Origin of the sequence: Maribacter sp. 4G9 (assembly GCF_002742265.1) — a bacterium.
GTDB lineage: Bacteria > Bacteroidota > Bacteroidia > Flavobacteriales > Flavobacteriaceae > Maribacter.
The window spans coordinates 83,871-105,893 of record NZ_MDGL01000173.1; the positions used below are offsets into that span (position 1 = coordinate 83,871).

Annotated in this window: 20 protein-coding genes; 9 read left to right on the plus strand and 11 right to left on the minus strand. The window is 41.4% G+C overall.

The window, feature by feature from the left end:
* Positions 1-7 precede the first annotated feature (7 nt).
* Both BFP75_RS17980 and BFP75_RS17985 read left to right on the plus strand, forming a co-directional pair.
* A complete protein-coding gene (locus BFP75_RS17980) occupies positions 8-2,506 on the plus strand; it encodes an ABC transporter permease (protein WP_099546748.1) in 2,499 nt (832 codons plus the stop codon).
* A 225-nt stretch (positions 2,507-2,731) separates the two neighbouring features.
* Positions 2,732-2,989: a hypothetical protein gene (locus BFP75_RS17985; RefSeq protein ID WP_099546728.1), complete on the plus strand. Its 258-nt coding sequence runs from the start codon at positions 2,732-2,734 to the stop codon at positions 2,987-2,989.
* A gap of 213 nt (positions 2,990-3,202) precedes the next feature.
* On the opposite strand, the gene BFP75_RS17990 is transcribed toward BFP75_RS17985, so the two are convergent.
* From BFP75_RS17990 to BFP75_RS18035, 11 genes are all read right to left on the minus strand, one after another.
* The gene (locus BFP75_RS17990) at positions 3,203-4,789 is read right to left on the minus strand and encodes an amidohydrolase family protein (RefSeq protein ID WP_099546729.1); all 1,587 of its coding nucleotides are present in this window, start codon (positions 4,787-4,789) and stop codon (positions 3,203-3,205) included.
* 129 nt (positions 4,790-4,918) lie between these two features.
* Entirely contained in the window at positions 4,919-6,133 is a 1,215-nt protein-coding gene (locus tag BFP75_RS17995) for a sensor histidine kinase (RefSeq protein ID WP_099546730.1), read from the minus strand.
* A 106-nt stretch (positions 6,134-6,239) separates the two neighbouring features.
* A complete protein-coding gene (locus BFP75_RS18000) occupies positions 6,240-7,634 on the minus strand; it encodes a Gfo/Idh/MocA family oxidoreductase (RefSeq protein ID WP_099546731.1) in 1,395 nt (464 codons plus the stop codon).
* A gap of 143 nt (positions 7,635-7,777) precedes the next feature.
* Positions 7,778-11,140 (minus strand): preprotein translocase subunit SecA, encoded by a 3,363-nt coding sequence (gene secA / locus BFP75_RS18005; protein ID WP_099546732.1) that lies wholly within the window; start codon positions 11,138-11,140, stop codon positions 7,778-7,780.
* Between the two features lie 216 nt (positions 11,141-11,356).
* Complete coding sequence (locus BFP75_RS18010) at positions 11,357-11,581, minus strand: DUF2795 domain-containing protein (protein WP_027064442.1); 225 nt, start codon at positions 11,579-11,581, stop codon at positions 11,357-11,359.
* A gap of 137 nt (positions 11,582-11,718) precedes the next feature.
* Complete coding sequence (locus tag BFP75_RS18015) at positions 11,719-12,294, minus strand: cob(I)yrinic acid a,c-diamide adenosyltransferase (RefSeq protein WP_099546733.1); 576 nt, start codon at positions 12,292-12,294, stop codon at positions 11,719-11,721.
* 57 nt (positions 12,295-12,351) lie between these two features.
* Positions 12,352-12,492: a hypothetical protein gene (locus BFP75_RS21960; RefSeq protein WP_165776632.1), complete on the minus strand. Its 141-nt coding sequence runs from the start codon at positions 12,490-12,492 to the stop codon at positions 12,352-12,354.
* Between the two features lie 18 nt (positions 12,493-12,510).
* Complete coding sequence (locus BFP75_RS18020; protein WP_099546734.1) at positions 12,511-13,005, minus strand: hypothetical protein; 495 nt, start codon at positions 13,003-13,005, stop codon at positions 12,511-12,513.
* A gap of 164 nt (positions 13,006-13,169) precedes the next feature.
* Complete coding sequence (locus tag BFP75_RS18025) at positions 13,170-13,406, minus strand: hypothetical protein (RefSeq protein WP_099546735.1); 237 nt, start codon at positions 13,404-13,406, stop codon at positions 13,170-13,172.
* A gap of 212 nt (positions 13,407-13,618) precedes the next feature.
* On the minus strand, positions 13,619-15,484 hold the full coding sequence (locus tag BFP75_RS18030; protein ID WP_099546736.1) for an ABC-F family ATP-binding cassette domain-containing protein: 1,866 nt from the start codon (positions 15,482-15,484) through the stop codon (positions 13,619-13,621).
* 45 nt (positions 15,485-15,529) lie between these two features.
* Positions 15,530-16,702 carry a DUF4105 domain-containing protein gene (locus tag BFP75_RS18035; protein WP_099546737.1) on the minus strand — a complete coding sequence of 391 codons (1,173 nt, stop codon included), beginning with the start codon at positions 16,700-16,702 and terminating at the stop codon, positions 15,530-15,532.
* A 104-nt stretch (positions 16,703-16,806) separates the two neighbouring features.
* Here BFP75_RS18035 and BFP75_RS18040 point away from each other — a divergent pair, with 104 nt between their 5' ends.
* The 7 genes from BFP75_RS18040 (at position 16,807) to BFP75_RS18070 (ending at position 21,790) form a co-directional block, all read left to right on the plus strand.
* The gene (locus BFP75_RS18040; protein WP_099546738.1) at positions 16,807-17,550 is read left to right on the plus strand and encodes a CDP-alcohol phosphatidyltransferase family protein; all 744 of its coding nucleotides are present in this window, start codon (positions 16,807-16,809) and stop codon (positions 17,548-17,550) included.
* Positions 17,551-17,553: 3 nt separating this feature from the next.
* Complete coding sequence (locus BFP75_RS18045) at positions 17,554-18,090, plus strand: DinB family protein (protein WP_099546739.1); 537 nt, start codon at positions 17,554-17,556, stop codon at positions 18,088-18,090.
* 16 nt (positions 18,091-18,106) lie between these two features.
* Complete coding sequence (locus BFP75_RS18050; protein WP_206073572.1) at positions 18,107-18,589, plus strand: GyrI-like domain-containing protein; 483 nt, start codon at positions 18,107-18,109, stop codon at positions 18,587-18,589.
* On the plus strand, positions 18,589-19,863 hold the full coding sequence (locus BFP75_RS18055) for an MFS transporter (RefSeq protein ID WP_099546740.1): 1,275 nt from the start codon (positions 18,589-18,591) through the stop codon (positions 19,861-19,863). The genes BFP75_RS18050 and BFP75_RS18055 overlap by 1 nt, the downstream gene beginning before the upstream one ends.
* Positions 19,844-20,230 (plus strand): DUF4345 domain-containing protein, encoded by a 387-nt coding sequence (locus BFP75_RS18060; RefSeq protein ID WP_099546741.1) that lies wholly within the window; start codon positions 19,844-19,846, stop codon positions 20,228-20,230. Before BFP75_RS18055 ends, BFP75_RS18060 begins: the two co-directional genes overlap by 20 nt.
* Positions 20,231-20,298: 68 nt before the next feature.
* Positions 20,299-21,105 carry a DUF4198 domain-containing protein gene (locus BFP75_RS18065; protein ID WP_165776633.1) on the plus strand — a complete coding sequence of 269 codons (807 nt, stop codon included), beginning with the start codon at positions 20,299-20,301 and terminating at the stop codon, positions 21,103-21,105.
* Between the two features lie 76 nt (positions 21,106-21,181).
* Positions 21,182-21,790 carry a low molecular weight phosphatase family protein gene (locus tag BFP75_RS18070; RefSeq protein WP_099546743.1) on the plus strand — a complete coding sequence of 203 codons (609 nt, stop codon included), beginning with the start codon at positions 21,182-21,184 and terminating at the stop codon, positions 21,788-21,790.
* Positions 21,791-22,023 lie beyond the last annotated feature (233 nt).

Below are 22,023 nucleotides of genomic sequence, written 5' to 3' on the forward strand. Positions count from 1 at the left end.
GCTTAAAATGGCTTGGCGTGATGGCAAGGCCAGTGGAAGACGACTCGTCCTTTTTATGGGAAGTATTATTCTGGGCATTGCGGCCGTTGTATCCATTCAATCTTTCAGTGAAAACCTTCAGAAGAATATTGGAGGGCAGTCCAAGGCTTTAATGGGGGCCGATTTTCTAATTGACAGTAATGAGCCTGCCAATGAACGTGTACTTCAAATCATGGACTCTTTGGGTGGGGCAGGAGCCAAGGAGGTGAAATTTGCTTCCATGGCCGCCTTTGTAAAAAACGGCCAAACGAAATTGGTACAAGTTAGGGGCGTGGAAGGGAATTTTCCTTTTTATGGGGAATTGGAAACGGAACCGGCCACCGCGGCCTTTGAGTATCAGGAAAAAGGCGGTGCCTTGGTGGATGCTACGGCCATGATCCAGTTCGATTTAAAAGTGGGGGACAGTGTAAAATTGGGGAGCATTACCTTCCCGATAGTTGGATCCCTGATAACCGCACCTGGAAGTACCGGCATTGGAACATCGGTAGCACCCCCTATTATCGTTCCTTCCGAGTATATGGAGCCTAGCGGATTATTGCAAAAGGGAAGTCGGTTGGAATATGCCTATTATTTTAAATCCCCGGATGCGGACCTGGAACAACTTGATAAGGAAGTGGACCCTATCTTGGATGAACAAAATGCCGATTTGGATACCCATACTTCTACCAGTGACCGATTGGGAAGAAGATATAACAATGTAGGTAGATTTTTAAACTTGGTTGCATTCATTGCCCTGCTTTTGGGTTGTGTGGGAATCGCAAGTTCCGTTCATATCTATATCAAGGAAAAATTGAAGGCCGTGGCCGTTCTCAAATGTTTGGGGGCCACTAGAAAACAGACTTTTTTGATATATCTCTTGCAAATTTCTGGAATGGGATTGTTGGGTGGATTCATAGGCACGGTCATTGGGCTATTGCTCCAGCAGACCTTTCCTATAATATTACAGGAGTTTTTGCCCTTTGAAGTCGAAATTTCTACATCGTATACTGCCATTGCCGTTGGTTTGATTCTAGGGATTTTGATGTCCGTTCTATTTGCACTTTCCCCTTTGCTCAACACATGGTTCGTATCCCCTTTGCAAGTTCTGAGGGTTCAGGAGAACTCTGGGGGGAAATCAAGAAAGTCCCAGATATGGGTCGTTTTAGCCATTGTACTGTTTGTCTTTTTGTTCGCTTTGTGGCTCTTGGATAACCTTAAATATGCATTGGGGTTTGTTGTGGGTATCTTGGTTACCTTCTCCATCTTGGGAGGAGTTTCCATCTTTTTCATGCGATTGGTTAAAAAGTATTTTCCAAAATCCTGGAGTTTTACCTCAAGGCAAAGCCTATTGAATTTATTTCGGCCCAATAACCAAACCGCCGTTTTAATCTTGGCCATTGGAATTGGGACCTTTTTGATCAGCACCCTGTACTTTACCAAGGACTTTTTATTGGCCAAGGCCGTTGTGGAGTCCAATGAAAAGAGTCCCAATATCATTATGTTCGACGTGCAGACGAACCAAAAGCAGGATATTATAAATACGGTAACCCCAAAAGGGCTGCCCATATTGGATAATATACCGATCGTTACCATGCGTATGGAACAGATTAAGGACCGTAGCGTTAATGAAATTCGTTTGGATACGACCACAAGCATCAATAAATGGATACTCAATCATGAGTTTAGGGTCACCTATAGGGATTCATTGATAGGGTCCGAAAAATTGGTTTCAGGGCGTTTTGATATGAAGGTGCCAAAAAATGGGCCTGTTCCCATTTCCTTGGCGGACAATGTGGCGAGGGATGCCCAAGTGGTGGTAGGCGATACGTTGCTATTTAATGTACAGGGCATGCTGATGGAGACGGTCGTAGGGAGTATCCGCGAAGTGGACTGGGGTAGGATGCAGCTCAATTTTTCCATTGTTTTCCCAACAGGTATCTTGGAAAATGCACCACAGTTTCATGTATTGACCACCAATGCCCCGGACAAGTCCGCATCGGCCAACTTACAGCGAGAATTGGTAAAGAAATTTCCCAATGTTTCCATTTTGGACTTACGGCAGGTGATTACCCTCGTAGAAAGTATATTGGACAAAATATCCTGGGTGATAAGTTTTATGGCTTTCTTCAGCATCCTTACCGGAATTATTGTGCTTATAGGTTCTGTACGAAATAGCAAATACCAACGGATTCGGGAAAGCGTACTTTTAAGGACCATTGGTGCAAAGAGCAACCAGATTCTTAAAATCACGGCACTGGAATACCTGTACTTGGGTATTTTGGGAAGTGGTATCGGGGTATTGTTATCCTTGATCGGGAGTCAGTTCCTGGCATATTTTATTTTCGAAACACCCTTTGTACCGTCTTGGATTCCATTTTTAGTGGTACTTCCTGGCATTACGTTGCTGGTTTTAATGATAGGGCTTAGCAATAATATTTCGGTATTAAAAAGTCCGCCACTTCAAGTGCTACGGAAGGAAAATAGCTAAGTGTTTTTCGTTGGATTTAGTCCTGGCTAATGTTTTTTTCCAAGAAAATGGTCGTTAAAGTGCTTCATTCATCGGTAAGCTGAACCAGACCAACAATCCGTTTACCGAGCTTTTTTTACACTTTGTCCAACAAAAATCCAAAGGCCGAAAAATGGTGTATTTCAGCGAGATATACCGATATTAATTTACTTGCCAAGTTAGCTTTATATAACCCAAATCAATGTTATGAAAGCTATTTTAACCCTATCCCTGGTTCTTTTTTTCGGAGGAATTTCCTTGGCTCAAGATGGTAAAGGCAACGTAAAGGTAGCCGCACTTCAAGAAAGTGTCATCTTAATAGACAGCACCGTTCAAACCGATAATATGGATGTTTTAGGGAAAGAAGGACAAACTGGAATTGCAAGGTTATATCGCCACAAGAATTCCAGGGTTAAAAGCGCGCTATTTTTCACAACAAAGAACGATACCCCTAAATTGGCATAAAATTTGACCTACTAAACACAAAAGGCACTTTTGCGTGCCATACACTTAAACCTTAACGCTATGTTACTATCTATCACACTTATTGCAGGATTATTGATTGCTACCTATTTGGTTATTTTTCCAAAATCAAAAGGAGACTTAAAACCAATTAAAATACCCGTGGACCAAAGCAAAAGTTAACACGGGCCCTTTAGGATTGTCCCAATAATGCTGTTACTGCTTGATACCAGGTTGTTTTATCGTATAATTACCCTTGGCCTTGGCTTCATCCACTTGTCGTTTTACATCGGCCAATAATGCCTTAGAATCATAGATTATCCCATCTTTGATGGTATATTTTACACCACCAACACGAACTACGTCATTGTCTTCGGTAAGTTTGATGGCACCTGTTCCGTAAAGTACTTTTAAGTTCTGAAGTGGATTTTCGGCTACAATGGCGAAGTCGGCCAATTTTCCTATGGCCACACTGCCTATTTTGTCATCCATTCCAAGGGCCTCGGCTCCGTTCAAAGTAGCGGACCTGATAATTTCCAAAGGATGGAATCCTGCTTCCCTCAACAATTCCAATTCTCGTATATAGGCGAAACCGTACAATTGAAAAATAAAACCGGAATCGGAACCTGTGGTGACCCTACCAGCCCTGTTTTTGTATTCGTTTACGAAGGTCATCCATAACTTGTAGTTTTTCTTCCAGGCCACTTCCTGTTCGGTACCCCAATCGTGCCAATAAGAACCGTGCGATATTTTACTGGGCTGATAAAACTCCCAGAGGGTAGGAAGTGTATAATCCTCGTGCCATTCTGCTCTTCTGGCCTTATGTAAATCCCTACTTGCCTCGTAGATATTGAAAGTTGGATCCAAGGTAAAATCAAGTTCCAATAGTTCGTTCATTACACTGTTCCAATGTTCTGAGTACGGCTCCGCAGCCTGTGACCATAGGTTGCCCGCATTTTCAAAGCGATGTTGCTCATTTTGGTAGTTGTAGTCCAAAGGGTAATCCTGTACAGTTCTACTGTCGAATAAGGCTTCTGGTAGTCCGTACCAGTGTTCCATGGATGTTAGACCGGCACGCGCAGAGTGCAGTACGTTCCATCTTGCAACACTCAATTGGGCATGATGGCAAGCGGAACCCAGCCCCAATTTTTTATTTTCGTCCAAGGCCGCTTCCATAATCTCTGGTTCTGCCCCAAAGAATTTTATGCCGTCCGCACCTTTTTTGGCATTGGCCCTAACCCATTCCCTTGCTTGTTCTGGAGTGGAGATAGGAATGTCATTGAGTGGATTGAATGATTTGCTGGTTTGCCCAAAAGCCGTATAGGCCATAATACGCGGGGCAATGATTTCATTCTTTTCGCTTTTTTTCTTAAGGTCCATGGTGAAGTCAACGCCCCTCCCGCTCGGTTCCCGTACCGTGGTGATTCCATGTGCCATCCATAGTTTGAATACATAATCAGGTTCTGCACCTTGGGCTTTTCCACCTATATGTCCGTGCATATCTATAAGCCCGGGCATGAGGTACATTCCGGTACAGTCCAATTCCTTGCCACCAGGTTTCAATTGTGGCCTATCAGATTCTTTAATCTTTACCCCGGGATACCCAACAACCTGAATTTCCTTTATAATATTGTTTTCTACGACTATGTCAATGGGTCCTTGAGGAGGTGCCCCATTTCCATTGATCAACATGACCCCGCGAATTATTAACTGTGGATAGGGACCATCACCCTCCAAGGATTGCGAAAATGAAATGTTTATACAAAGGACTAATAGGAAAATTGGGAAGAATACTTTTTTCATCTGGTTTTAGGTTGGTGAAAGCTTTGCGTTATAATAGCTTTCTAAATATAGGAAATATTGGGGGAGATCAGGATACCCAACATGCTGTTTCAAATAATATTTTGAAGTACACAGATTTGGTAGTGGAATCTATGCTACCGGTGACAATTGCTGTTTTATTTCCTGAAATTTGATAATATAATTGGTCCCTTTTTTGCTTGTATCCTTCTGTATGGACCCCTTAAGTTGTCTGGTAAGGTTGTGAATCAATTTGAGCCCCAAGGATTTTGAATTCTTATAGTTTATGGTATCGGGAAAACCTACGCCATTATCACCAATGTTCAGTACATAGTGTTTATCGATTTCCTTTTTTAAAGCAATGTAGATCTCACCTTCCTGATCATCGGCAAAACCATATTTGAGTGCGTTGGTGACGGCTTCGTTTATCAAAAGACCTAATGGAATGGCCGTATCGATTCCCAATTTAATTTCAGGAATATCGATTTTTAGTTGCACTTTACTGTCCAAACCCTTTATGGATCGGATCAAATATTCGCTAAGTTCCTGTACATAAGATTTATATTCGATTTGACTAATATCTTTTCGCATATAGAGCATTTCATGTACCATGGCCATCGAAATTACACGGTTCTGCGTGCTTTTCAAGAGATTCTTCATTCTGGTTTCCTCCACATTACGGGTCTGAAGGCTCAACAAACTGGATACCGTTTGAAGATTGTTCTTGACCCTGTGGTGTACCTCCTTTAAAAGCAATTCTTTTTCATTCATTTGTCGTGTGAGTTCCTTTTTGGACTTATAGAGGGCGTTGTGCGACTTCAATAAATCCTTTCCAAAGATGCTGCCCAATAAAAAGAGGGAAAACGACACGGAAAATAGGCTAAAAATACTTCTGTATTCAATGGGAACAAGGTTCTCCGTAAAACTTAGTTCAGGAAAGCTTTGCGAGAAAATAAAAATGATGATGGCAAATGTTAAGTACAAAAAAAACCTTCCGTGTTTTCGTGTATTCACATACCCAGCAAAGACTACCAAGGCCAACATAAAAATAAAGGAACTATTGATGCCTCCACTGTAAAGGGTCACTATCAATGCACTGGCCAAAGCCAACAAGGAGGAAATGTAGTACGTAATGCTAATATTTTTTGTGGACCGATAGAGATACGTATTTACAAGATTGGCAATTCCATAAATAATAAGGACGTGTGGAATAATCACTTTAATATTCAATAAGAACAGACAAACAAGCCCGAATACCATGGCTAGAATACTGGTAATGTAATTTACCTTTAAAACTAGTTTTGTTTTTTCCCTGAGGTATTCTTGTTCTATATGAGAATCTGGCATACTATCAACTTAAAAAATTGGTAAACAAAGTTTCCTTTGTAAATCTAGGTATGTTTTTAACACAATGCTAAGATATTTTGTTTTCTCCAAGAAAATAATGCGAAACTTATGATCTTCTTATCTGTGGCCTTAAATCCGTTAATTCGGATATTTTTATAGGGGTACCGGATTGAATACTCTTCCGCGCCGCTATTCCAATTAGTATGGACATGGCTCCATCCCTTATGCCGGCAGTTCTTCCGTAGGGGTCCGGTACTTTAGGGTTAACGAATATTTTATCTTGAAGGCGTTTATCACCACCGCCATGACCGCTTTCTTCCATATCCACTTGGACGGTTTCAAACTCTTGCCATAATTTATGAATTACAATGGATTTCTTCGCAACGATTTCCTCGCCGTTCTGTGCCATTTCGTTGGCGTGTTTTTCAGCTTCCTCGATAGATGTATTCTCAAAGTACGGAATATCCAACCAGGCCTCTATTCTGCCTTCGGTTCCGTTGAAGGCAACCCGCCATCCCTCAAACGGGGAATAGGTGGTCAAGGAATAATTCAGTATCGTATTGTCCGTGTATTTTACTTGGGCGGACATTTTATCGTAAATATTGATGTCTTCCCTAAAAAGGCAGTTGTCCCGTATGTATCCGTCCTCGTGTTCATGGTCCGCATATAATTTTTTGGAAAATTCATCCTTGTTGATGTCCCAATAAAAGGCACATTCGGTTTTATGGTCGCAGGTTCTACAGTTCTTTCCCCTAAAATGGCCATTTTTTCCGTAAAACTCCAAGTCGCCATAGGCAAAGACTTCATTGGGTTCAGAGTCGATCCACCAATTGAGCAAATCAAAATGATGGGTGGCCTTATGGACCCAAAGTGATCCACTACTCTCCATTTCACCATGCCATCTTCTAAAATACGAAGCACCGTGATAGGTATTTAGGTACCAATTAAAGTCGACCGAGACTAAGTCTCCAATCGTCTTATTTGCAATCAATTCCTTGATTTTCGTGGCATAGGGACTCCATCTATAATTAAACCCAACAATTAGGTTTTTGTTTGAGGCTTTTTCGGCATCGAGTATTTGCTGGCATTTTACCTCGTCAATGGTCAAGGGCTTTTCAGTAAGGACATCACAGCCCATTTCTAGACCTTTGATGATAAATTCATGGTGGGTTGAATCTTTCGTGGTTACGATTACAAGGTCTGGTTTTGTTTTTGAAACCATTTCCTCAAAGGAAGCAAAAGTAGGGCAGGTAGCTCCTATATATTGCTTGCCATATTCCAATCGGCTTGGATTGATATCACTTAGGCCTACAAATTCCAAAATGTCAGAATACTCGTCCAACAAACGTTTCCCCCAAAATGTAATACCCCTGATACCTGTACCTACAAGGGCAACTTTGAGTTTTTTTGATTTGTTAAAGGCAAATGCGTGTGCCGGGAACGCACTGCTTGCCGCCAACATGCTAATGGAGAAAATAAATTCCCTTCTTGTATTTTTCATGGTATAAATTCAAACGATCCTTTTAAAGATATTTAAAATTTATAAAGGACTCATATGTAAGGGTTCAATATTTGCGGCAAAGGAAAAAACAAGGAAACAAAAAAGGCGCCCATTTGAGCACCTTTTTTAAGGTTAATCAAGATTTAATCGTTTATCAGAACCCATTCCCCTTTGGAAATAAGTGGTTCTGCCTGTTTATATTTCACGGTTTTACTTTCGCCCGACATTACATTTTTAATGGTCACTTTTTCATTTCTACCAATTTTGGGTTGCTCCCTTACAATAGTTTCCGTAACCGATGGTCGTTGTCTTTGTGTCTGTCCTGCAGCCCTATTCTGTGCTGCCAGTTCGTCACTGTTGGGGATTTCTTCCTTTGAAGTCTGTATTTTTTCCTTGCGTTGTGGAGCGTTTCTGGCCTCCCTAATATCATTGGGATTTCCGGAAGGTAGTTCCCCTTTAAATAGGAAGGAAACAATTTCCTTATTTACCTTTTCAATCATTTGTTTAAATAGTTCAAAAGCTTCGAACTTATAAATCAACAAAGGATCTTTCTGTTCATGAACGGCCAATTGAACGGACTGTTTTAATTCATCCATTTTGCGTAGATGCGTTTTCCAGGAGTCATCGATGATGGCCAAGGAAATATTTTTTTCAAAATCCGTCACCAGTTGCTTCCCATTACTTTCATACGCTTCTTGCAGGTTGGTGACTACATTCAACGTTTTAATACCATCCGTAAAGGGTACTACGATACGCTCAAAATTATTTGCATTGTCCTCGTAAACCTTTTTGATTACGGGTAGTGCGGTGGCCGCATTGCGTTCCATTTTTTCCTTATAATGGTCGTAACCTGCCTTGTATACCCTACCGGTTATTTCCTGGGTACTGAGTTTGCCAAATTCCTCCTCGCTCACCGGTGAGGTCATGGAGAAATATTTGATCAATTCAAACTCAAAGTTTTTATAATCGTTGGCAGCTTTGTTACCCTCCACAATTACCTCACAGGTATCGTAAACCATATTGGCAATATCCACTTTGAGTCGTTCCCCCTGTAAGGCATGGCGCCTTCTTTTGTAAACAACTTCTCGTTGGGCGTTCATTACATCATCATACTCCAAAAGTCGCTTACGCACCCCAAAGTTGTTCTCCTCGACTTTTTTCTGCGCTCGTTCAATGGATTTGGTCATCATGCTGTGTTGGATGACCTCACCTTCCTCCAAGCCCATTTTATCCATCATCTTGGCGACCCTATCCGAACCGAAAAGTCGCATAAGGTTATCTTCCAGGGATACATAGAATTGAGAGCTTCCTGGGTCCCCTTGTCGCCCGGAACGTCCTCGTAACTGCCTGTCCACACGCCTTGAATCGTGTCGTTCCGTGCCAATTATGGCCAAACCGCCCGCTTTTTTTACTTCGGGGGTTAGTTTAATATCCGTACCACGGCCCGCCATGTTGGTGGCAATGGTCACAACTCCGGGATTACCCGCATCTGCAACAACATCCGCTTCCTTCTTGTGCAATTTGGCGTTCAACACGTTATGCGGAACCTTACGTACGCTCAGTAATTTTGAAAGTAATTCTGATATTTCTACCGATGTAGTACCAATGAGCACGGGTCTTCCGGCCTGACTTAATTTGGTTACCTCGTCAATGATGGCATTGTACTTTTCGCGCTTCGTTTTATAAATCAAGTCGTTTCTATCGTCCCTTGCAATAGGTCTGTTGGTAGGTATCTCAACGACGTCCAGTTTGTAGATTTCCCAGAACTCGCCTGCCTCCGTTATGGCGGTACCTGTCATACCGGCCAGTTTGCTGTACATCCTAAAATAGTTCTGTAGGGTAACGGTGGCAAAGGTTTGTGTCAAGGCTTCAATCTTTACATTCTCCTTGGCTTCAATGGCCTGATGAAGACCATCGGAATATCTACGACCGTCCATAATACGACCGGTCTGTTCATCCACGATCATCACCTTATTGTCAATTACCACATATTCCACATCCTTTTCAAATAGTGTATAGGCTTTTAACAACTGGCTCATGGTATGGATACGTTCGCTCTTGACGGTAAAATCCTTGAAAAGTTCCTCCTTCAATTCCGCCTCCTCCTCAATATCAAGGTTTTGTTGTTCAATTTTGGCAATTTCGGCCCCAATGTCGGGCATTACAAAGAAATCCCTGTTTTGTTCCCCTGATATATAATCGACACCTTTATCCGTAAGCTCTATCTGGTTGTTTTTTTCATCGATAACGAAAAGCAGGTCTTCATCCACCTTGGGCATTTCACGGTTGTTGTCCTGCATGTAAAAATTCTCCGTTTTTTGGAGCAGTTGTTTTACACCCTCCTCACTCAAGAATTTAATAAGAGCCTTATTTTTTGGTAGGCCCCTATACACACGCAGCAATAGAAAACCACCATCCTTTGTATTGCCCTCCGCAATTAATTTTTTGGCTTCTGCCAAGACCCCGGTCAAGTGTTGTCTTTGTTTTTGAACAATTTCGCTGACCTTGGGCTTCAACTCATTAAATTCATGTCTGTCACCTTCAGGTACCGGTCCAGATATAATCAAGGGCGTTCTGGCATCATCCACTAAAACAGAATCCACCTCATCTACTATGGCGTAGTTATGCAGACGCTGCACCAGGTCCTTAGGGGTATGGGCCATATTGTCCCTTAAGTAATCAAAACCGAACTCGTTATTGGTTCCGTAAGTAATATCCGCATTGTACGCCGCCCTTCTTCCGTCCGAGTTTGGCCTGTGATGGTCGATACAATCTACCGAAAGTCCATGAAATTCGAAAATTGGGGCCATCCAGGCACTATCCCTTTTAGCCAGATAGTCGTTTACGGTCACCAAGTGGGCACCATTACCTGTAAGTGCGTTCAAATAGAGGGGAAGGGTAGCTACTAAGGTCTTTCCTTCACCTGTTTGCATTTCCGCAATTTTTCCTTGGTGAAGGGCGATTCCCCCAATCAACTGAACGTCATAGTGTACCATGTCCCAAGTGACCTGTTTTCCAGCGGCGTTCCAAGAATTTTTCCAAACGGCATTGTCGCCGTCCAGGGATACATATTCTTTTTCACCGGATAATTTTCGGTCGTTCTCCGTAGCTGTAACCGTTATCGTTTCATTTGCCGCGAAGCGTTTGGCCGTTTCCTTGACGACCGCGAACGCCTCTGGTAAAATAGTGTTTAGGGCGTCTTCGGATATTTTATAGGCATCTTCCTTTAACTTGTCAATTTCCGCATAGATTTCCTCGTTTTTGTCGATATCGTTGGATTCCTGAACTTCTTTCTCAAGTTCCTTGATTTTATCCGTAATATCTTGGTAGGAATCCTTAATGGTCTGCTTAAAACTTATCGTTTTGTTCCTTAGTTCATCATGGCTTAATTTCTCGAATTCGCTTTCAAAGGACTTTATCTGGTCTACCAAAGGCTGAAGCTCCTTTACATCTTTCTTGGATTTGTCACCTACAAAAGCCTTCAGTATAGAATTTATAATACTCATAGTCTGTGTTTGTAATTTGATTTGTAAACAATTTCAACAGGATTACCTGTGCCGTTTACGATCCATTTGCCGTTATGGACAATTAATTCGACAATTCACTTGTTCAAAAGCTGTTCCAGTATGAAAAAACACTGGTTTTCTTTTTTAGACTGCCAAAATTACATAAAAAAAAAGCCTCCAAGGAGACTTTTAAGTAGTTATTGTGATATGGGAATATTAATATTCGTCCTCGTTCCAGAGGTAATCTTCTTCAGTTGGATAATCTGGCCAAATCTCTTCGATAGATTCATAGATTTCACCACCTTCTTCCTCCATGGACTGTAAATTCTCCACAACCTCCAAGGGAGCACCGGTTCTGATAGAGTAATCTATTAACTCATCTTTACTTGCCGGCCAAGGTGCATCGCTTAAATAAGATGCTAATTCTAATGTCCAATACATGGTAATTGTTTGATTTTAAAATTTTTGCAAAAATAAATTTTAATTGGAAACGGCCAAGATAAATTGTGATTATTTAGACCGAGTTATCAACATATTTTTTGCATTGATAAATTGATAACGCATAAAATGTGAATTTATTAGTCCCTTTTCTCGGGAATCCATTTTATTTCCTTAACTCCCAAATCCATTGACAACTTTCGTGCCAACACAAAAAGATAATCTGAGAGTCGGTTTAAATAGGTAAGAACGTTCGTGTCAAAGGGTTCGTTCTCGTATAGAATGGTCGTTTTTCTTTCTGCCCTTCTACATACCGTTCTCGCAATATGACAGTATGACACTGCGGGATGTCCACCTGGTAATATAAAATGTGTCATTTGTGGCAACTCTTCGTCCATGCTATCCATGGACATTTCAAGGGATACAATGTCATCACTGCCAATTCGTTCAATATTCAGACGTTCTTGTCCATTTTTGAGTGTTGCCTTTTGCGGTTCTGTTGCCAAAATGGCTCCAACGGTAAAGAGTTTTTTCTGGATTGTCTGTAGCTCGTCTTTATATTTCTCAGGTATTTCCTGTCCCGCAATCAGCCCAAGCCAAGAATTCAATTCGTCCACGGTTCCGTAACTATCTATTCTAATGTGATGTTTGGGAACCCTCGTGCCGCCAAAGAGCGATGTGGTGCCGTTATCTCCTGTTTTGGTGTAGATTTTCATTTTTGACAGTATGTTGTTACTATTTTAATAATGTTTAAATAGGGCAAGGGAATAGCTTTAATCCTCTTTTCTTTTACGCTTGTAATCCCCCATGAACTTACGGGACTTTCGTTCCTTGTTTTTTCTTTTGTTGGTAATGGTGATTACCAGATAAATGGCGAAAACAACCCCTAAGACTATGTAAATTGAATTATCCATAATAGGCCATTGAGTGTGTTAAATTCTAATTTTAAAGTGTTCCTTGGCCTGTTCACGTCTAAAAAAGACCAGTCCGCAATGGAACAAATCTATGGTGACAGTTACTTCTGGCAGTTCCTTAATGTTTTGCCATGCTACTTTTCGCTGTTTGTTTTTGTAAATTCCGCTTATCATTAGCATCGTATCGTTATGGTAACTTTCTTTGGAAATGGAGGTAAATACCTTACCATTTTCTTCAACAAAAATTACATCCAGTGGCAGCGTGTCAAATTCCAAATGGCCAAAAATAGCAACTATCCGATTTATAATATAGTCGTCTGCACAGACAAATGCAATACTTTTATAATTAAAATAAGAAATTGCCGTAGTTAGCACATGCTCCTTAACACTCACACCCTGTTTCTTTTCGCTATATAGACCCTTGGTCAACAAATTGTATACAAATGGCGAATGTACCCCGTGTTGATTGGTGGAGCCAATGAGAAATTTTAAATACGAAAGAAACTGAAACACTTAAGGGCTTTCAAAATTCCCCAAATGTACTAATACCTTTTATTTTTCCGATAACGACCAACCAGGTTGGGGTTTTGACTATATCGTGATTTATTTTTGGGAATGGGGTAGCCCCAAACCTGCCTTTCGGCAGGTAGGGTCACCGAGGGGATAATATGAGTGTTTTATGCCATTTTGGGGCTGTTCCTTTTGGTCGCGAAGGAAAGTTCCTTTTTGATCCTTGAATTCTTGAACCTGTACAAACGGGCCACTTCCCGCTTATTTTCGATTTTTTTTGAGTAAGCCGTTTCGGTAACGATGCCCATCTCTATCGTCTCGACCTTAACGGTCTCGTTCCTGTCTTGTGCGCTGGCCGCGGTCCCTATGAAGAAGATGAAGATGATGGTCGCTATTGTTTTCATGACTTGCTTTCGTTACACTATTATAACTATCGCAAGCGTATTTCAGGGGGTTCCCATTCGTTGAAAAACAGTGGTTTCTCGTTATCCGGTAATGATCCGGATTAAGTGTAAAATTCGCTCGACAAACGTACCTTACACAAAAAACAGGTTATCGAAAAAAGGTGTTGTTCGTCGAGAGGTTCCTTTATGGAATATAATTTTTTTGGGGTTTATCATCCCATTTGGTCCGCAAGTTCAAACCAACGTTCCGTTTTTTTTTCTATGGTATTCGAAATTTCTCCAAGTTCAATGGAAAGTGCTTCTATTTCCTCTCCCGTTAAGGAAGTATCCGTAAACTTTTCCTGTAGTGCCACTTTTTTGGATTCCAATTGTTTTATTTCATTTTCCAAGTTTTTGTACTCCTTTTGTTCCAAGTAGGAAAGTTTGTTTTTTTCGGGTTCTTTCCACGTGTTTTTCTCAGGTTCCAATTTTTCCTTTTGTTCGCGCTGCTCAATCACCTTGCTGTCTTCATAGGCCCTGTAATCCGAATAATTTCCGGGGAAATCCTCAACGACGCCTTCGCCCTTGAACACAAAAAGGTGGTCTACGATTTTATCCATAAAATAACGGTCATGGGACACCACGATAAGACATCCGGGGAAATCCAACAAGAAGCTTTCCAGTACATTTAGGGTCACGATGTCTAAATCGTTTGTAGGTTCGTCCAGTATGAGAAAGTTTGGGTTCTGAATCAAAACCGTACATAGATAAAGCCGTTTGCGTTCCCCACCGCTTAATTTTTCAACAAAGTCGTATTGTTTTTTTCTATCAAAAAGAAATCGCTCCAATAATTGCTGGGCCGAGATTTGTCTTCCTTTCATCAGCGGAATATAATCCCCAAATTCCCTTATTACGTCAATGACCTTTTGGCCGTCCTTGATTTGAATCCCTTTTTGGGTGTAATAACCGAATTTAATAGTGTCGCCTATAATTACCTTGCCGCTATCGGGTACGTCCTTTCCGGTCAGAATATTTAAAAAGGTAGATTTGCCCGTGCCGTTCTTCCCAATAATGCCCACACGTTCCCCTTTCGTAAAGGAATAGTCGAACTTGTCAAGTATCATCTTGCCAGGAAAGGACTTGGAGACTTTATGGATTTCGATGATCTTATTGCCCATCCTTTCCATATTAAGTTCCAATTGAACCTCATGGTCCTTTCTGCATTGGCTCGCTTTTTCCTTAATAGTATGGAAGTCATCTATTCTGGACTTTGATTTGGTCGTTCTGGCCTTGGGTTGTCTGCGCATCCAGGAAAGTTCTTTTTTGTAGAGGATTTCCGTTTTATGCTGTTCAACCGATTCTTGTTCTATTCGCGCTTCTTTTTTTTCTAAATAATAGGAGTAATTGCCTTTATACGAGTAGAGTTTGCCATTTTCCAGTTCCAGAATCTCATTACAGACCCTTTCCAAAAAATAGCGGTCGTGCGTAACCATGAACAAGGTGAAATTTTCTTTAGCAAAATAGGCCTCCAACCATTCAATCATTTCCAGGTCCAAATGGTTGGTAGGTTCATCCAGTATGAGGAGATCCGGTTTGTTTATCATGGCATTGGCCAAGGCCAATCGTTTTTTTTGTCCTCCGGATAATTTGCCCACCTTTGCGTTAAGGTCTTCCAATTTTAACTTAAAAAGAATCTGTTTGTATTGGGTTTCAAAGTCCCAAGCCTCAAAACGGTCCATGGCTTCAAATGCCTTTTGATAGGCGTCCGTGTCCTCTGGATTGTTCAGTGCTTTTTCATAACTGGCGATTACCTTTAGAATTTCATTGTCCGAAGCGAATATGGTCTCCTCAACCGTTAAATTGGGATTTAAATTGGGTTCCTGGTCCAAAAAAGAAGCCCGTATACTTTTACGGTAGTTCACCTGTCCGGAATCAGGTTGGTCATCCCCGGATAGAATATTAAGTATCGATGTTTTTCCCGTACCGTTTTTGGCGATAAGTGCTATTTTTTGGTCTTTGTTGATACCAAAGGACAAATCTTGGAAGAGCACCAGCTCCCCATAGGATTTAGAAATATTTTCAACGGTAAGTAGGTTCATTCTATAATATCTATGAGTTAGGGGTTAGTAGTTAGGGGGCAGGAATTATTCCGTTTTCTTCAAATGATCTAACAAAAATAGATATCTAAGCGCCAAACTCAGCAGAATAAATATTACGAGTATGGAAAAAACCTGAAATTTTATCAACCACAATATAAAAGTAAGGACCAGCAATCCCAACAATACATAGATATAGGGCCGAATCCAGTTGGGTACCGAGTTTTTAATCAAAAGAAAGGCCACGAAAAGGTTCGGTGCAAAGGCCCATAACAGATTAAAATTCGTTTTGGTGGCGTCATGGTCCGTAAAAAACCAAAGGAATACGATAAGAGTACCGGCCAAACCGGTACTTAAAAATAAAAATAAATCGAGCCACTTGGTTCTTTTTCTATTTCGATAGTCTTTAATAGTTACATAGCCAACAAGCAATAACAGCGTAGAGAGCCAGAAAATGGGAGAAACTAAGAATGGGGTGGAATAGGACTGTGGGGGGATATCGACCAAAACCGACTCCTTCTTCACTATGGGCGTTCCTTCCAGCGTGGTATGTTTCATTTGTTCATATACATACAGTGGTAGGAACATAAGTTCATAAGGGGTGGCATTTCTATCTATGACCGCGCCAAGTGCCAAGTCGATGCCAAAATTCGACCATGAGTTGAGCTCTAAATTCTGGTGAATCAATTCCCTAAAGGTATACGACTCCTTTAGTTGGGAATAGTCGAACTTCAAGGAAGGGCCCAGTGTTTTTTCAAAGACCAACGGTATTTTGGTCGCACAGTTATCGAATAGAAAATCATACTGGTACTTTCTGTTTTCCGGTAGGAGATTGTTTTCCAGAAAGACCACAATGGCCGTTCTTTGATCTAGGTTCAAATCCAGTTCCTGTTCCCTAACCCAACGTTTTTCAATTTCATAGCTTCTCTTAAAGTAGTTGAACGGCATTCTAGAAATAGTATAGGCCAATTTTCCCCGTATGAAGTTCAAATAAAAGTTGGGGTCCTCAAAATCATAGGTCCCATAGCCGTAAACTTCATCGATTCCCAAAGTAGCATCCTGAAAACGGATGGCGCTATGACCAAATTTGGCGGCAAGTTCTTCCCCTGTTCCCACGGTCAACAGACTGATTTTGGATACCGGTGAAATCTGGTTTTTTTGGGAGAATCCCACAAAACCAAAAAACAAAACCAGAAATATTGGTACGCTTCTTTGAAACATAGTTGAAAAGAGTAGATGCTTGCACAAAGATGCGAATAATAACCAATTTATCTTATTTTTACTCGAAATCGAGGTATAGAACTAAATATTGATTCCTTTCATTCATGCAAAAACACCTTCCCAATTTTATTACCTTATTGAATGTCTTTTGTGGCTGTGTGGCCACAGTTTTTGCCGTATTGAACAAGTTGGAAATGGCAGCCCTATTTGTGGCATTGGGCATTTTCTTTGATTTTTTTGATGGCCTTGCCGCCCGGTTGTTGAATGTAAAAAGTGACTTTGGACTTCAATTGGATTCCCTGGCCGATGTAATTACCAGTGGACTGGTGCCCGGCGTCGTCATGTTTCAGTTGTTGGCAATGTCGCAGAGTGGTGGATGGAATATAAACGGAGCGCCATTTTTTGGGGAATCAGGGGTTGATGTGATTTCCTTTTTTCCCTTTTTCGGATTTGTCATTACCATGGCGTCCGCCTATCGTTTGGCCAATTTCAATTTGGATGAAAACCAGGTATCATCCTTCATCGGCCTGCCAACACCAGCAAACGCATTACTCATCATTTCCTTGCCCCTTATTCTTTTTTACAATGGGAGCGACACGGTCAACGCCATTATTTTGAACCCTTGGTTTTTGGTCCTGCTTACCCTGTTAAGTGCCTATTTGCTCAATTGTAACCTCACATTGTTTGCGCTGAAGTTTAAAAATTGGAGTTTTAAGGACAATGCATTGCGTTATATTTTCTTGATTATAAGCTTGGTCATGATTATCACCATGAAATTTCTGGCCATTCCATTCATCATCCTGTTTTATATTCTCAGCTCCTTAGTGCAGGAAAAATTCTCTGGGTAATACATGGGGAAAACAGAAAAATGCGATACTATCGAGTATTGGTTGCGAGGGTCCGTGGAAGGAATTCCTTCACTTCTGCAACCGGCCGCACACGCTTTGTTGCAATCCAATAAGGAGATCCATGATTATTTGAGGGATTTTCCTGAAAAATTGGTTTGGGAACATTTGGAGGGTAGGGCATCGGTTGGGTTTCATACACAACACATGACAGGTGTACTAGATAGAATGATTACGTATGCCAAAGGAGATTCACTTACAAACGCCCAGTTCGAATATCTAAGAAACGAAGGTGTGCCCAAGGAAGGATTGACACTAGAGGGATTGAAGTTAGGTTTTAAAGATCAGGTGGAAGGGGCGTTGGCTTATTTTAAGGGCCTTTCTGAAGATATTCTAATGGAGCCAAGATTCGTTGGAAGAAAGAAACTACCCTCAACGGTTTTGGGGCTCCTTTTTCATGCGGCGGAGCATAGCCAGCGTCATATGGGACAATTGCTCGTGACCGCAAGCGTATTAAAATCCCAAAGGGGTAAGATAAACTAAATCCAATTCAAAAATTTTGAAGATCACACCAATAATTGAAGTAATAAAGGCGAGAAAATTGATTGGTGTGTACTGCTACATGAGTATTTCCAACAACAAGACTAGGAAACTTTGGGAAGGATTCCGGGCCGGTGTTCCCACGATTTCCCATAGGATTTCAACTGATTTTATCTCACTTCAAAACTATCCCAAAGACTTTTTCAGGCAATTTGATCCAACCATGCCATTTGAAAAATGGGCTGCCGTGGAAGTATCGGAGGTATCTCATATCCCCCAGGGAATGCATTCTTTTGATTTGCCCGCGGGAAAATATGCGGTTTTTGAATACAAAGGGGCAAGCAATGACCCCGGCATATTCCAATACATCTTTAGCGAGTGGTTGCCAACTTCTACATATCGGCTGGACCGTCGACCCCATCTTGAGGTACTTGGTGAAAAGTATAAAAATAACGATCCCAATTCCGAAGAGGAGATTTGGATTCCAATTCAAGAAAAGTAATGGATACCGAAAAAAGAGCACCTTGGTATTACTTGGCCTTACTTATTTTAGCCGGAGAAAGTGTCTTTATTTTGCCCTTTGTCCTACAGCGAGTTTTCCGGCCTACGATATTAAAGGTGTTTGAACTTAACAATACGGAATTGGGTCTCTGCTTTTCGGTCTATGGGGTGGTTGCCTTGGTCTCCTATTTTTTTGGCGGGCCCTTGGCAGATAAATACCCGCCACAAAAATTGATTGCCATGGGTCTTTGGACGACAGCCATTGGGGGATTTTACTTTGCCACCTTTCCTGAGTTTCATTATTTACAGATACTATATGGATATTGGGGCTTTACTACTATTTTCCTTTTTTGGTCCCCCATGATAAAGGCCACGAGGGTTTGGGGAGGAAGAAATTCCCAAGGAAAGGCATATGGGTTCCTGGACGGGGGAAGAGGACTTGTAGGAGCGTTCTTTGGCACTTTGGGAGTCGTGGTTTTTTCTTGGTTTATGGCCGATAATTTGGAGGTGGCCGACCTTGGCGAAAGTCGGTTCGCGTTTCGAAAGGTAATCTTGGTTTCGTCCGCTATAGTCGCAATAGTGGGTTTTTTGGTCTGGTTTTTTATGAAATTGCCAAAGAGCTTGGAAAAGGAAATCGTTCTGGAGAAAATATCAATAGCACAAATTGGTCAGGTGCTTAAACTACCATCGGTTTTGCTATTGATGGTCATCATACTCTGTGCCTATGTTGGCTATAAACTTACGGATATCTTTTCCTTGTATGCCAGTAAGATCATGTTGTACGATGAAGTGGATGCAGCCAAAACCGGAGCCTTTTTGTTTTATGTGAGACCCGTGGTAGGGGTCTGCATCGGAATAATCGCAGACCGTTCGCTACCAAGTTTTTGGCTATTTGTGAGTTTTGTTGTGTCCTTTCTTGGCGCCATGCTATTCGCCTTGGGGTTTGTGGTGGACACATCGGTCTTCTTGTTTCTTTTTTCCATTTTAATCGTCACCTCCGGGATTTATGCGGCTCGGGCCCTGTACTTTGCGGTTATGGAAAGTGGCAGGATACCCTTGGTATTGACGGGGACCGCAGTGGGACTTATATCGGTCATTGGCTATACCCCTGATATTTTTGCCGGAGCTGTTATGGGGGTATTGCTGGATTGGAGTCCAGGGTTGAAAGGGCATCAACATGTATTTTATATGATTGCCGGCTTTTCTTTTATAGGGGCTCTGGCGGCCTACAGGTACTATAAATTATATAGAAGGGATGGAAAGAAAATTTCCTAGGAACCTACAATTGTTGCTATCCGGAACAATCGTCATAGTGGCAGGATTCGCGTACGGTCTGCACCCGTCGTATGTCATGCCTCTGGCATTGGGTTTTGAGGTAGAAGCATTGGCCTTGAGGAATATCTTCAGGGCTATTTTGGGAATTTATCTGGGACTGGGCACCTATTGGCTGTTGGGAGCCTTCCGGCCAACTTTGTGGAAGCCCGCAACGCTCAACAATGTATTTTTTATGGGTGGAATCGCTTTTGGAAGGTTTTTAGGCCTATGTATTGATGGGTTTTCCTTGGCTTTTTTCATTGCCATGGTCTTAGAACTGCTTTTTATGGTTTGGGGTCTGTACAATTTAAAAGCATATAAATCATAAATCGGCTTTAAAATAAAACCCTTAATGTCATAACTTCGTAAATCATGAAACGTCCAAAATATTATATTATGAAAATCGCATTCCGAATATTTTCCCTACTCGCTGTTGTGCTACTTTGTTCTTCCCATGAACTTTTTTTAAAGACCGATTCCCATTTTTTGAAGCCCAATACATCGGGTTTGTTGTATCTGTTCAACGGTACTTTTGACAAAAGCGAAAATGAAATTACCAGAGATCGTATCGTAAACGCCAAAATCATTGGTCCAGGATACCAATTTGCACCATCGGACAGTGATTATTACGGTGAAAACAATAGCACCTATCTTAAATATACTACGGGCGAATCAGGCACCTATGTAGCCGGGATCTCCACTTTGCCCAGGATATTGGAAATGAACGCCAAGGATTTCAATGAATATTTGGAACATGAAGGCCTGGAAAGTACCATAGCCGACAGAAAACAAGCAGGAATTTCAAATAATGGCGCAAAGGAACGGTATTCAAAACACGTAAAGGCTCTGCTACAGGTAGGTGAGAATACCTCCATCGACTTTATGAAGCCTTTGGGCTATCCTATTGAGTTCGTTCCATTGAACAATCCTTTTGAAATTACTTTAGGGGATAGGGTCGCCTTTAAATTGCTGCGAAACGGTAAACCTTTGGCCAACCATACGGTTCATTTCAGTACTTCCATGCCTGGCCAGGATGCCCATGCCAACGAAAATTCCGTAAAGTCAAATGCGAATGGAATGGTTAGTATTCTGCCCACATCAAAAGGAAAGTGGTACGTGGCCACAATTCATATGGAAAAGAAGGAAGGTGATGTCGTGGATTATGAATCCAATTGGGCTACCTTGACCTTTGAGATTAAATAATTGTTAGGTTTTTATTCCGATGTTATTTTCTTGACGACGGCTTCGTACTATTGTCCTTAAATTTTAAGCAGTGGTTATGTTCAAGGAATTAAAAAGTCACATAAAGGAACTTAGGGGATACATGCCCGATGCAGGGCGTTTGGCCATTTTACAGTCGTTAATTGAATATATTCAGGAAAAAAGGGATGAGGGCGAACCTATCAACTTGAACTTTGTGTGCACCCATAATTCAAGGAGAAGTCATTTGTCCCAAATTTGGGCCCAAGCCATGGCGGCTTATTTTGATATCCCCAAGGTATATAGCTATTCAGGAGGTACGGAGGCAACTGCTTTGTTTCCAAAGGTTGTCGATACTTTGGAAGGTTCTGGATTTAGAATAAACAAAATATTAGAGGGTGAAAACCCGGTGTATGCCATCAAATATGGAGCCAATAGCTCGCCCATTGTTGGATTTTCAAAGACTTATGATGCGGCCTTTAATCCTGAATCCAATTTCGCGGCCGTTATGACCTGTGGGCATGCAGATGAAAATTGTCCCTTTATTCCCGGTGCCGAAAAGCGCATACCCATGACCTTTGACGACCCAAAGGATTATGATGGTACCGAGCTACAAACTCAAAAATATAGAGAGCGGAGTTTGGAAATAGCATCCCAATTGTACTATGTTTTTTCGAAGATTGTTTAAATGTTTTACCAAGTTTTTCTTTTTTTATTATTGAATAACAGAAATAAGAATTGAAGTGGTTTAAACTTTTTTTGGATCGAAAGACAGGGTTGCAGAGATTTGTGTTGTGAAACATAAGTCAAACCAAAACAACCCTTTATGTACTTTATTCTTGACAAAGATATGATAGAAGAATCAATAGTCGCATACCTTCCTTCACCTAGTCGTGGCTTTAACGTTACGGTACCCATGGC